Genomic DNA, 12,782 nt, shown 5'->3' on the forward strand with positions numbered 1-12,782 from the left:
TCGATGTGGCTTCTTCCCCGACCCGCGCTGACAAAGCGTCCGTCAATCAAAGCTTTCACGCCTTAATACGCCTGCTGCGCTACGCCAAAGGCTATCGGCGGCAGATTATCACCGCCACGATTTGCTCGATTATCAACAAGCTGTTCGATATCGCACCGGAAATCCTGATTGGCGTGGCGATCGATGTGGTGGTGAACCAGGAAAACAGCTTTGTGGCGCGGCTGGGGTTTGAATCGCCTCAAGAGCAGATCACCATTTTGGCGGTGCTCACCTTCTTTATTTGGGCGGGGGAGTCGCTGTTTGAGTACCTGTTCCAGATTCTCTGGCGCAACCTAGCCCAGCGGCTGCAAGCGGATATGCGCCAAGACACTTACGAGCACGCCCAGCGCCTCGACATGGCGTTTTTTGAATCGAAAAGCTCCGGCCAGCTAGTGGCCACCATGAACGATGACGTCAACCAGCTAGAGCGCTTTCTAGATGGCGGTGCTAACGCGCTGATTCAAGTAGTGGTCACGGTGGTGGCCGTAGGCGCGGTGTTCTTCGTGCTTTCTCCGCTGATCGCGCTGCTAGCATTCACGCCCATTCCGCTGATCATTTGGGGCGCGTTTTTCTTCCAGCGCAAAGCCGGGCCGCTGTACAGCGATGTGCGCGAAAAAGTAGGCGACCTTGCCAGCCGTCTCTCTAACAACCTCAGCGGCATCGCCACGATTAAAAGCTTCACCAGCGAAGCGCAGGAAGCCGAGCGGCTGCGGGATGCCAGCGAAGCCTATGTAGAAGCCAACCGTCGCGCGATTAAAGTCAGTTCTGCGTTTATTCCGGTCATCCGCATGGCGATTCTGGCGGGCTTTCTTGCCACCTTTACCGTTGGTGGCATGATGGCGCTGAACGGCAGCCTCAACGTGGGCGCGTATGGCGTGTTGGTGTTCCTGACCCAGCGCCTGCTGTGGCCACTCACTGGCCTTGCCCAGGTGATTGACCTGTTCGAGCGCGCCATGGCCAGCACCAAACGGATTCTGGATTTACTCGAAGTGCCGATTACCGTGAAGGATGACAGCACCACGCCTTTAACTGCCCCGGTAAAAGGCGACGTGCGTTTCGAGGCGGTGAGCTTTCAATATGAGACTAGCCAGGTAGGTGTGAACGGCGTGGACTTACACGTGCCCGCTGGCAATACGCTGGCGCTGGTGGGGGCCACCGGCTCCGGTAAATCGACGCTGATCAAACTGCTGCTGCGCTTTTACGACCCCGCCAGTGGCCGTGTGCTGGTAGATGGTCAGCCTATCACCGACGTAAGTATGCACTCACTTCGTCAAGCGATTGGCTTAGTCAGCCAGGACGTGTATCTGTTTGAAGGCAGTATTCGCGACAACATCGCCTACGGTCAGCCGGATGCCGAGGATGCCGCGATTATCGACGCCGCCAAAACCGCCGAAGCCTTGAGTTTTATCGAAACGCTGCCCCAAGGGCTGGATACGCCGGTAGGCGAGCGGGGCGTACGACTTTCCGGTGGCCAACGCCAGCGGCTTTCACTGGCGCGGGCGCTATTAAAAGACCCGCCGATTCTGGTGCTGGATGAAGCCACCAGCGCGGTGGATAACGAAACCGAAGCCGCCATTCAGCGCTCGCTAAAGCGCATCGCCCACGGCCGAACGGTAATTATGATTGCCCACCGGCTCTCCACCATTGTGCACGCCGATGAGATCGTGGTGATCGAGAAAGGCCAAGTGGCCGAGCGCGGCACCCACGCCAGCCTGCTAGACGCCGACGGCCATTATGCCGCCCAGTGGCGGGTACAAACCGGGGCCGCCCAAGCAGGCGATGTAGAAGCGCTTAGCCACTAAGCGCTCATCAGTGGCTAAGCCAAACGTTAGCGGTTCACCAGCAGCGCATTTAGCGTGACGGGCACATGCTCATCAATCTGCTGGTAGCCCAACATCGACAGCACGGTACGCACCGTGCTGTTGGCCATCAGCGCGTTGCCATCCAGCGCCATGGGTTCGGCGTGGGTCACGCGCACCTCGTTTAACCCTTCGCGGGTAAAGCGCAGCGCTACCGCTTCTTCTTGGTTAATCAGGTCGGTTTGCACCCGGAAGGTGAGGGTTTCCACCATCGACTCGCCAATATCCAAGCCGTCTAACCGCTCCGGCGGCATTTGCGCCACCAGCGTCACCAGCGTGGTATTCGCCAGCAAGCCCACCCATGGCGGCAGCTCCCCAAAGCGATTGAGCAGATCGGTTTGGCTCAAGCGCAGCGGCAGCCGAAGCGTGCCATCGGCAGCAATATCGCCCTGTAAATTATTCACCTGATGGTGATGGGTTTGCGGGGACTCGCCATCCAGTTGGGTAATCGACGCCTGCACCTGGGATTGGCCAGGATCAAGCTGCCAATCCGCCTGCACCGGCAGCGCCAACAGCAGCGGAAAAAGAGCCATCAAAGCTTTCAAAGCGATTCTCCATAGAAGCATTCACCACCAGACCCCAGCGCCGGTCATTAGTGCCGAAAAAATGCCGATCACGCCGTAAGATAGCGCACCAAGGGGTAGCCTCGCCCCCCCACATTCGCTATTATATGCACGCTTTTCGGGCCTATAGCTCAGTTGGTTAGAGCAGGGGACTCATAATCCCTTGGTCGTAGGTTCAAGTCCTACTGGGCCCACCATTTCTAGATGCTTTGTCAAAGCAGGGGGTTTATAAATCCCTCGGTCTTAGCTCCCGCCTATTTTTATATCCATTCTTTTTTACTTATTTTTCAAGCACGCCAGACGCTGAAGCAGCGGCCTTGGGTGTGTACTATATCCATTCACTAATTAATATTTATTGTTTCTAATGTGCTTTGGGCGATATCGTTGTGAAGCCCATTTTCTAGGCAACGTCGCTGATTTTACGACCCTGAGTATGTAATTATACCGTAATGGCTCAGTAAACACTTTGGGCATGGTAGGCAAGGAGCCGCGGTGAAATGAGTACTCAAAGCATCCCATACACTGAATCCCTCTCCGTCGAATTTAAAAGTGACCGTAAGCGTTTTCCTGATAGTGAACTTATCGAAGCCTTGATTGGGCTTGCTAATACAGAGGGTGGCGAGCTATGGCTGGGGGTGGAAGATGATGGTACGCCAACCGGTTTGCATGAAGCTCACCAGAACCTGCTGGGTTTGCCTGGATTAGTGTCGGCCAGGACATCGCCATCGCTGGCAATCAGCGTCACACAGCATGAGATTTTAGGCGTTAGCGTCGCTCGCATACAGGTGCCTAAATCTCGCTCGGAAGTGGCCACAACATCGGGCATGTATTTGCGCCGCCGCTTGAAACAAGATGGTACTCCAGAAAATATACCGATGTTGCCTCACGAGCGAAGCAGTAGGGCTAGCCATTTTGGTTTGGCTGATACCTCTGCCCAGCCGGTGGCAGGAGTCACGCTAGCGGATTTCGATCCGCTAGAACGAGAGCGCTTGCGTCAGACCATCCGTCAATATGGCGGTGATCGTGTCTTGCTGGAGTTAGATGACGAAGCATTGGATGGGGCCTTGGGCTTTACCACGCGTACCGACACCGGCGAGCGTGTCCCGACCCTGACGGGCTTATTGATCATTGGGCGAGAAGAAGCACTACGTGAGCGGGTGCCCACTCATGAACTGGCCTTTCAGGTGCTGGTTCGTGAAAACGTGGCGTTTAACGAGTTTCGGCGCTTTCCATTGTTGAAAGCCCTGGAATGGCTAGAAACTAACTTTCGCCCGCATAACCCCGAGCATGAAGTACAAATCGGCTTGTTTCGTGTGCCTGTACCAAAAGTGGACATGGGCGCTTTTCGTGAGGCGGTTGCCAATGCACTGGTGCATAGAGATTATCACCGCCTTGGGGCTGTGCATGTACGTATGGATGATAGTGGGTTAACCGTTAGCAACCCTGGTGGCTTAGTAGAAGGCGTCACCCTACAAAACTTGCTCACAACAGAACCGCGTCCGCGTAATCCCATGTTGGCAGATGCCATGAAGCGTATTGGCATTGTTGAGCGTTCCGGGCGTGGGGTAGACAAGATTTATCGTGGCATGCTGCGCTTTGGTCGTCCAGAACCCGATTACAGTAGAACCGACTCTAGCAGCGTTATTCTTCAGTTGGCGACGGTTGCGGCAGATGAATTTTTCTTAAAGCTGGTTGTTGAACAGGAAAACAAGCAAAACGGTATTTCTCTACCGATTGACACCCTAATTGTGCTGGCCGCCTTGCGTGAACAAAAGCGCTTGGGCAGTGAAGCCCTGTCACGCCATATTCATCGTGATGTTCACCAAACTCGGCGTACGCTAGAACAACTAGTAGAGGCTGGGTTGGTTCAACCCCATGGTAGTAATCGCAACCGCAGCTATACCTTGTCTGCCGATGTTTACCGAGCGAAGGGTGAACAGGTGGCTTATACCCGTCAGGCTGGGCTAAGTGGCTTACAGCATGAGCAGCTAGTGATCAATCATATCCAGCACCATGGCCGCATCCAGAGGCGTGAAGTCATGGAGCTTTGCTATCTGAGCAAGGATCAAGCCTCTAAGCTGCTAAGCCGCATGAGCAGTGAAAGCAAGCTCATCCAGCATGGAGAGCGGCGTGGCACATTTTATACATTAAGTGGAAATGAGCCTTTATGAGCCTTTATGAGCCTTTATGAGCCTTTATGAAAAATAATAAATAGAATCCAAGGCTATCAATGTTTCATCTGTCAAGGGAGGGCTGACCCGGCCGTGGCCGCGACCCTTGTCCGAAGTTGGTGGTGCCACCGGGGCTTCAATGACCCAGTGGCGGCGCCTGTACTATCGGTACGTTGTTGCAGTTGGTCTAGAATCGGATTGCTGTAGGTGTTCAAAACACCCTACGACGATTCGGTTAGAAATTAAACCGAACGCTTTCGCGTGTGCTGCTTGCTAATACGAAGCAAACTCTCAGAGTTGACCTAAATCGTAGCCAGCACTTTAGCGGCGAGCCCTTTAGGGTTACGGCGCTTGGTTTACTGGCTTTTGGGTGTGTTTACACTGGTGCCCATGGCTTCGGCAAATTACGTCTGAGAGACATGGGGCTGGGCACGAATGACTTTTACATCAGTCACTTTATGCAGTTTGAAGCAGCTTGCGGGTGCTTTGCCTTGTGTGTTCTCAAAGGCTTCCTGCAGCGATGATTGCAGTTCGTCAAAAAGTACTCATTTGGAAACCTTAAGTTGGCGGGCTAGTGTCTTCAGTATGCACCTTTCATGGGGTATTAAGCTGTCCTTCACTCTCTTGGGGTAGGGGCTAACGGCTCAAGGTAGCAAATATCACTGAGCGTCACCTCACCTAGCTGCATACCTACGTCAGCATTACAGGCATTGTCGTGTTCAAGCAGGAGCCAGTTCCTTTAGCCGCTTGGTGTACCAGTTTGCCTTGCTGCTGGTGACCATTAAGCGGCGGCGGGCTCGCGTCATACCCACGTAAAGTAGGCGTGCTTCCTGGGCCTGTTTTTCCTCATCGTTACTGAGTGCGCCCAGTCCACTGAGCAGCACCGTATCGAATTCAAGCCCCTTACTGCTTTGGCGGCTGAGCAGCACCACTTCATTCGCTTCCGGGTTATAGGCACGCTTGTCAGAAGGTTGCTGTAGACAGCGGCTTGGAATCCCGGCTTCTTGGAAAGCTTTGTGGAACTTAAGACCTTGGGCATTGCTGGTATACACAACTGCGATGCTGCTTAGCTTGCTACCTTGGCGCTGCCAAGCCTGAATGCAGTGTACGAGATAGCGGCTCTCGTCTCGATCGCTTTCAAAGTGGCGAAACGCTGGTTTGGGGCCGCTTACCCCAGCGACTTCGGGGGCGATGAGCGGAACATGGTCTTCGTCGGTGTCGTGCGCTTCCAGGAAATCCCGTGCGAATTCGTAGGCGAACGTGAGTATTTCGCGGGTGTTACGATAATTCAGCTTGAGAATGGTGGTGCGCCCGCGGGCTTGAACCCCTGCGGCAGAGAGGGGAAATTTCAACGAGCCTTTCTGGTAGATGGATTGCGCATCGTCGTAGAGCAGCAGCAGCGAATTGGTGTCCGGGTCAATCATTTGCACTACCAACTTGAGCCAGTCGCGCTCGAAGTCGTGGCCTTCATCGATCATAACTGCAGCATACTGCGCCCGCGGAATGAGTGATTGATCGACGGCGTTAATAACGCTTTTCACTTGACGCTCGTACACGGGTTGGCTTCCCGCCAGTAAGTCGACGTGATAAGCCCTGAGCTGTAGGCCGCACCACTCATGGAAGTGATGAACCTGCACCTTATCAGTAATGCCTTTCTCGGCGATGAAGCAGCGTAGCCTTGCCGCCAGCGTGATGTTAAAACACAGCACCAGAATCGGTTTGGTTGTCGCTTGGGCCAAGTGTAGGCAGCGATAGCCGAGAATCAGCGTTTTGCCAGAGCCTGCAACGCCGTGAATTACTCGGTGGCCATCACCCATGCTTCGCGCCAGCTGTTCTTGGTGTAAGTCCATAACGCGTGCGATATCGGGAATGGTTTCGGTTGCTGGCTCCTCATCACTTTCTTCGTCATCGAAGAGATCCCCGATAGGTATATCGATACGCACCTCTGGGAAAAGCTGCCAGCGAATTCGGTCGAGCTGGGGAAGGCTCAGCTTCTCGCCGAACTGATAGCCGAACATATTCCATAGTTGTTCCTGAAATGCTTCTGGATCCGTGGTGGCCAACATCTCGTCCTTGCAGATCACTAGATGGGCTGGCAAGACAAGCTCTTGCTCATTCTCGGAAACCGCTTTGTTCCACTGAAGACGCGTGATGTTGGGAAAGACCACTCCAAAGCCATAAGGAAAGCAGAGTTTCCCCAAATAGCGCTCACCACGCTGCGTTAGTTGTGGGTCGCGCTGTAGCTGGTTAATAGCGGAAAAGGCGCATTGGCGTGCCTGGGCCAGCGGATTGCTCACAACTTTGCGCCCCTGTTGGGTATCGATCTCAACGCTGTCAGGCGTGATTGAGCGGAGGGTCTCGATCTTCCAGTCCTTTACCTCAAGAAATAGAAGCCCTCGGGCAGGATGGAGAACTATGAAGTCTGGATAGCGGCGCTTTCGCCCTAGCGGAATGTCATACCAGACGATGTAGTCGTCTTCCAGCAGGCTATCGAGACGCTGTGCCACACGGCGCTCGCCTGCGGTCATTCGGGGAATGGTCGTTAGGGCTGGAATGAACGTGGCCATTGTATAAAGGCTCCGGTATCGGGCCGTTCACCCAATAATAAAGTTTTATTTGGTTCATTATTCTATCTGGCGCACTGGGTGCCTTCAATTAGAAAAGCTCGCAAAGTGAAACCTGCTGTTCTGTTGCGAGAGTTTGCCTTAGCAAGTGCGTTGTGATTGTGAATAAAAATCCGTATCATTCGCTTTACTATAACCATACTACTCCTCATGCCCGTTGAGACCTCCCCATGCTCCGTAAAACCCTGCCGTTTTCCGTCGCGCCGTTGCCCGCGGCCGTTCGTCGTTCGTTGCTGGTGTCGCTTGGTGGAATGCTGAGCGTTGCGCCGTTGGCCGCGCTGGCTCAAGAAGAGACCATCAATACCGGTACCACGGTGGTCACCGCGACCGCGTTGAAAGTAGACACCCCTGAGGCAGAAACGCCCCGGGCGATCTCGACCGTGAGCGCGGAAGAGCTGGAAACCCGTGGTGTTAATAAGTACGACGAAACGTTCCAGTATCGTTCTGGCGTTGTTTCCCAGCCCTACGGCGATGACAACAACACAGATTGGTTCTTTTTACGTGGCTTCAGCGCGGAAAGCGCGACCTACCAAGACGGCCTGCGTTTATTCCGCACCGGCGGCTACTTTTGGTGGATGAACGAAACGTTTGGCGTTGAGCGGGTGGATTTACTCAAAGGCCCGGCCTCTATTTTGTACGGTGAAGCGCCTCCTGGCGGTGTGATTAATGCCATCAGCAAGCGCCCGACCAGCGAACCACAGGGCATGCTGGAAATTGAGGCGGGCAACCAGCAGCATCGCCAAGTGGGCATTGATGTCTCTGGCCCGGTGGCCGAGCGCGACGATATGCGTTACCGCATGGTCGGGCTGTATCGCGATGGGGAAGGGGAGCTTAACGGTAGCGAAAAAGAGCGCTACTACTTTGCGCCTAGCCTGGAAATGGATGTCAGCGACGATACCACGGTCACTTTCCTAGCCAGCGTGCAGAAAGATGAGGGCGTGCCCACTACCGGTTTTTTCCCGGCACTGGGTACGCTGAACGACTCTCCGTTCGGCCAAATCGACCCCGAGACCAACCTGGGCCAGCCGGATTACGACCGTCTGGATCAGCGCCAAGTGGGCATTGGTTACGAGCTTGAGCACCAGATCAACGATACGTGGGAGTTCCAGCAGAACGCTCGCTATACGCATTTAGATCTTGAGCTGCGTAATGTTTATCCCAACTCGTTTGTTACCCCGCCGCGCAGTATTTCCCGTGGTGTGATTGATCGCGACGGCGAGTACGATGCGTTCAATATCGATAACCGCTTGATTGCACGAACCTACACCGACAACACGGAAAACACCCTGCTGGTGGGCGCGGGCTATCAGGAATTGAACCTGAACTACACCAACCGCGATAGCTTCCGTACCTTGGGCGATGGCTCTACGTTCTTTGCGAACGTGGATACCGTAGACCTCTACAACCCGGATTACGCCGCCTTTACCGCGCCGGATACCGGCGACCCGACCCAGCATGATGTGGACCGCCGCCAGTTCGGTATTTACGTGCAAGACCAGCTGCGCGTGGCAGATAAGTGGGTATTCCTCGCAGGCGCACGCTACGACAGCGTGGATAGCAGCGACGACTTCAGCGATGCCACCGGCAGCAGCAGCCAAGGCTACGATGACGAGCAGCTATCACTCACCGCCGGGGCCATGTACCTGGGCGATAACGGCATTTCGCCTTACCTTAGTTACAGCGAGTCGTTTACGCCGGTGGCGGGTATCGGGCCGGATGGTGCTAGCTACGAGCCGCTGGAAGGCCGTCAGCTAGAAGCCGGTGTGAAGATTGCCCCGTTTGATGTGGATGGCTACGTGACCGTTGCCGTGTTCGACGTGGAAGAGGACAACACGCTGATTTCCACCGGCGCGCCGGTGCAAGAGCAGGCTGGCGAGCGTCGCTCCCAGGGTGTGGAGATTGAAGGTGTGGGCTACCTCACCGATGACCTACAGCTCACCGCTGCGTACACCTATACCGATGCGCGCTACGATGTAAGCGATGCCCAACAGGATGAGCGCGTGCCGCTGGTGCCTTTCCATATGGCCTCAGCATGGTTGGATTACGATATGAGCAGCAGCTTGCCTGGGCTTTCCGTGGGGGCTGGCGTGCGTTATATCGGTGAAACGTCCCCGAGCCCTGGCAGCGGCATTAACCGCGATGTGCCTTCCACGACGCTTTACGATGCCATGGCCAGTTACGATATTAACGACAGCTGGACCGCGCAGGTGAACGTGAACAACATCACCGATGAAGAGTACGTGAGCGGCTGCGATTTCTACTGCTACTACGGTGCTTCTCGCAGTGTGATCGGCAGCGTGAAGTACCGCTGGTGAGTAATTGCTAATCGCCAAGCACTAACGAACAACGCCCGGCTTTAAGCCGGGCGTTGTCGTTGTAGGCCCGTTAGGGCGTGGCCATGGCGTTGGCGTACAGCGCGCAATCCTGTGTATAGCACTGGCAGGCAGCGGCCACTAATCCGCTGCGGTCTAAAATGATGATGTCGCCACGGTGGTAGCTAATCAATCCGCGTTGCTGCAGGGCAAGGGCGGCGAGGGTAATGCCTGCACGCCGAACGCCTAACATCATGGCAAGAAATTCATGGGTAAGCTGTAAATGGTCGCTTTGAGCGCGGTCTTGCGTCATCAGCAGCCAGCGGGCGAGCCGCTCTTCAATGCGGTGAAAGTGGATGCAGGCCGCTGAATTGGCCAACTGGTTCATCACAATATACAGATAGCGCATGAGCCGCTGGTGCAGCGCTGGGCTGGTGGGTAGCAATGCTTGAAACTGCGAAGCAGGGATCCGCAAAGCAACACCTGCACCTTGCACCACGGCCAGCAGCGGCGCTTTGTTGAAGCCCAGCACTAGGGCAATACCGAGCATGCCTTCAAGGCCTGCCATAGTGACTTCGAGGCGGCTATCGTTGTTAAGAATGACGATATTGGAGACGAAGCTATTGATAGGGAAGTAGGCGTACGTCACCGTGTCGGTCGGCTGATAGAGTACTTCGCCAAAGGCGAGCGGCACCACTTCACAGCAGGCGGCTAAAGCAGCCTGTTCGGCGCTTGGCAGGTCAGCCAGCAGTCGGTTGGTATTGATCGCGTGGGAAATAGAAATCATGCGCCTCTCCGGTCAAATGAACCTGGCAAACGGCACAATGATGGTGGTTCTCATTTTGATGTCGGCTGCAGATGGGGTTCCAGTGATGGATGGCCCATCGGCATATTACCATTTGGTAAATCACCCGTCGGCACGCTAGCGTACACAACTCGCGCTTATCTTAGAGCACTTAGGGATCTATGGAGGGGTTAGCACGCCACCGTCACGGCTGGATATTTCAGCAGTCGGTCGTATTCGTTTTTGACCCCCGCGTAACACTCACAGACGCGGTCTTCTAACCCTTGCCTATCCAGCACCGTAATGTGGCCTCGGTTGTAGGAGATCAGCCCCGCCTTTTGCAGTTTTCCGGCAGATTCCGTTACCCCTTCGCGGCGCACGCCTAACATGTTGGCAATCAGCTCTTGCGTCATAATCAGCTCATTGCCGGGCAGCCGGTCTAGGCTGAGGAGTAGCCACCGACACAGCTGTTGATCCAGACTATGGTGGCGGTTGCACACGGCCGTTTGCGCCATCTGTGTGAGTAATGCTTGGGTATAGCGCAGCAGTAAGCGTTGCATGGTGCCTGCTCTGTCGAACTCACGCTTGAGCAGGTGGCTTTTGAGGCGATAGGCTTGCCCAGCGCTTTGCACGATGGCGCTAGTTAACGTAGTTTCTCCCCCCATAAACTGAGAAACGCCCACCAGGCCTTCATGGCCTACCACGGCAATTTCTGTTGAGTCGCCGTTCTCCATGACGCACAGAAGCGACACGATAGCGTCTAACGGAAAGTAGACGTGGCTCATGTGTCGGCCAGATTCAGACAGCGATTGGCCCAGGGTCAGCGATACTTCCTCAAGATGTGGCAACAGGTGTTCGAGCTCTTTTTCAGGCAGTAGGCCAAGCAAGGCATTTTGCTGAAAGTGACGCGTTTGAAGCATTGAATATCTCCCTTATTCCTAGCTTTCGCGCAGCGTCTGGTGAAATTGAACGATGTGAGGCGCTTTTTTAAGTGTTTTTTAATCGGCCACTTTGTATGTCGTCCGTCGCCAGACGTACCGTTCTTAAGTATAGGGCGCGCGGTGAAAAACTCTGTACGCTATCGCACATAAGGTAGTGGATTCATGAAAGAGTACGCTGTCCAAAGTGGTAAAAGATCGCGACAAATAACAAACATTACCCACATTTTGTTGCCATGTTCGCTAACGCACAGTCAATACTGTCAGGGGCGTCTAAGGTTGCTTCAGTGAGGCAACGGAGATGCCTGAACAGGATGTTGCACTGTGCGCTGCAGGGAGCGCGGCGCCACTTTTTTGATCGACACTTTTTTATCAACATGGCTGCGCTGCTGAACCACACTCACAATAAAAATATGCATCCCGGATCAGATTACACATGGAGAACGATGTCATGCTGTACGGTGATTGCCAGAGCAACAATGGGCGTTCCGAAGGGGAGGGGGAGCAGAGTGCCGACGAGCGGTTGCGTGGTGCCGAGGCCGCCCTGCAGGCTGAAAGAGAGTGGGCACAGGTAACGCTGAACTCGATCGGCGATGCTGTTTTAACCACTGATGTGCAGGGCCGAGTGACTTACCTGAACCGGGTGGCAGAGGAGCTTACCGGTTGGGCCAGCCGCGACGCGCTGGGAAAGCCCGTGGAGCACATCCTAAAACTCGTCAATAACCAAACCTTTCACACGGCGACGAACCCAGCACGGCGTGCCATGACGGAGAATCGCACCGTCGGTTTGGCCATGAACTGTCTGTTGATTCGTCAAGATGGCAGCCAGCTAGAAATCGAAGATTCGGCGGCTCCTATCCATAACCATCAAGGGTTTACGGTGGGCGCGGTGGTCGTATTTCACGATGCCTGCCAGTCGCTAACGCGTTCTGCGCAGTTTGCCTACCAAGCGCAGTACGATGCGCTAACGTCTCTTCCCAATCGTTTTCTGTTTGCCGAGCGTCTTTCCCGCGCCATCGGTTTGGCGAAACGCCATCGTCATCAAGTGGCGCTGCTGTATCTGGATATCGACAATTTCAAGTGCATCAACGACTCCCTGGGCCACGCCTTGGGTGATCGTTTGCTACAGGCGGTGGCAGAGCGTTTGAGCGAGTGTATCCGTGTGACGGATACGGTGTGCCGTCAAGGGGGCGATGAGTTCGTTATTTTGCTCAGTGAAATTGAGCACACGCAGGATGCTGTGAGGATTGCGGAAAAAATTCTTACCACGTTAGCCAAACCTTGCCTAATGGGGCACGTTGAGCGCTGTATCAGTGCCAGCATTGGGGTCAGTCTGTATCCCGATCATGCCAGTAACGAACACGAGTTACTCAATAACGCCGATGCCGCCATGTATCACGCTAAGCGAAGTGGCCGTAACCAGTACCAAGTGTTTCAAGGCAGTATTTCGCCACTGGTGGGCATGATTTGTACACCTCGATCAAATTAAACA

The 12,782-nt window shown here is 54.7% G+C and carries 8 protein-coding genes and 1 tRNA gene; 5 read left to right on the forward strand and 4 right to left on the reverse strand.

Going from position 1 to position 12,782, the window contains the following annotated elements:
- The first annotated feature begins 5 nt into the window (after window positions 1–5).
- Window positions 6–1,841 (forward strand): ABC transporter ATP-binding protein, encoded by a 1,836-nt coding sequence (locus IEW65_RS09240; RefSeq protein ID WP_188639189.1) that lies wholly within the window; start codon window positions 6–8, stop codon window positions 1,839–1,841.
- 26 nt (window positions 1,842–1,867) lie between these two features.
- Here the strand turns inward: IEW65_RS09240 and IEW65_RS09245 are convergent, their stop codons facing one another.
- Entirely contained in the window at window positions 1,868–2,443 is a 576-nt protein-coding gene (locus IEW65_RS09245; RefSeq protein ID WP_188639190.1) for a hypothetical protein, read from the reverse strand.
- A gap of 138 nt (window positions 2,444–2,581) precedes the next feature.
- On the opposite strand from IEW65_RS09245, the gene IEW65_RS09250 reads away from it, so the two are divergent.
- Both IEW65_RS09250 and IEW65_RS09255 read left to right on the forward strand, forming a co-directional pair.
- Window positions 2,582–2,658: transfer RNA gene (locus tag IEW65_RS09250), tRNA-Ile, on the forward strand.
- 300 nt (window positions 2,659–2,958) lie between these two features.
- Entirely contained in the window at window positions 2,959–4,632 is a 1,674-nt protein-coding gene (locus IEW65_RS09255) for an ATP-binding protein (RefSeq protein WP_188639191.1), read from the forward strand.
- Between the two features lie 719 nt (window positions 4,633–5,351).
- Here the strand turns inward: IEW65_RS09255 and IEW65_RS09260 are convergent.
- The gene (locus IEW65_RS09260) at window positions 5,352–7,199 is read right to left on the reverse strand and encodes a 3'-5' exonuclease (RefSeq protein WP_188639192.1); all 1,848 of its coding nucleotides are present in this window, start codon (window positions 7,197–7,199) and stop codon (window positions 5,352–5,354) included.
- Window positions 7,200–7,426: 227 nt separating this feature from the next.
- Here IEW65_RS09260 and IEW65_RS09265 point away from each other — a divergent pair, with 227 nt between their 5' ends.
- Window positions 7,427–9,571: a TonB-dependent siderophore receptor gene (locus IEW65_RS09265; protein WP_229755518.1), complete on the forward strand. Its 2,145-nt coding sequence runs from the start codon at window positions 7,427–7,429 to the stop codon at window positions 9,569–9,571.
- 70 nt (window positions 9,572–9,641) lie between these two features.
- Here IEW65_RS09265 and IEW65_RS09270 read toward each other — a convergent pair whose 3' ends face one another.
- Both IEW65_RS09270 and IEW65_RS09275 read right to left on the reverse strand, forming a co-directional pair.
- Entirely contained in the window at window positions 9,642–10,355 is a 714-nt protein-coding gene (locus IEW65_RS09270) for a Crp/Fnr family transcriptional regulator (RefSeq protein WP_188639193.1), read from the reverse strand.
- A gap of 188 nt (window positions 10,356–10,543) precedes the next feature.
- Complete coding sequence (locus tag IEW65_RS09275; RefSeq protein WP_188639194.1) at window positions 10,544–11,272, reverse strand: Crp/Fnr family transcriptional regulator; 729 nt, start codon at window positions 11,270–11,272, stop codon at window positions 10,544–10,546.
- A gap of 469 nt (window positions 11,273–11,741) precedes the next feature.
- Between IEW65_RS09275 and IEW65_RS09280 the strand changes: the two genes are divergently transcribed.
- Window positions 11,742–12,779: a diguanylate cyclase domain-containing protein gene (locus tag IEW65_RS09280; RefSeq protein WP_188639195.1), complete on the forward strand. Its 1,038-nt coding sequence runs from the start codon at window positions 11,742–11,744 to the stop codon at window positions 12,777–12,779.
- Window positions 12,780–12,782: the final 3 nt, after the last annotated feature.

The sequence above is a fragment of the Vreelandella lutescens genome, from assembly GCF_014640815.1.
Lineage (GTDB): Bacteria > Pseudomonadota > Gammaproteobacteria > Pseudomonadales > Halomonadaceae > Vreelandella > Vreelandella lutescens.

Coding starts and splice junctions, on each gene's coding strand:
- IEW65_RS09280 (WP_188639195.1), top strand. CDS start 11,742: ATGCTGTACGGTGATTGCCAGAGCAACAATGGGCGTTCCGAAGGGGAG.
- IEW65_RS09275 (WP_188639194.1), bottom strand. CDS start 11,272: ATGCTTCAAACGCGTCACTTTCAGCAAAATGCCTTGCTTGGCCTACTG.
- IEW65_RS09265 (WP_229755518.1), top strand. CDS start 7,427: ATGCTCCGTAAAACCCTGCCGTTTTCCGTCGCGCCGTTGCCCGCGGCC.
- IEW65_RS09255 (WP_188639191.1), top strand. CDS start 2,959: ATGAGTACTCAAAGCATCCCATACACTGAATCCCTCTCCGTCGAATTT.
- IEW65_RS09270 (WP_188639193.1), bottom strand. CDS start 10,355: ATGATTTCTATTTCCCACGCGATCAATACCAACCGACTGCTGGCTGAC.
- IEW65_RS09260 (WP_188639192.1), bottom strand. CDS start 7,199: ATGGCCACGTTCATTCCAGCCCTAACGACCATTCCCCGAATGACCGCA.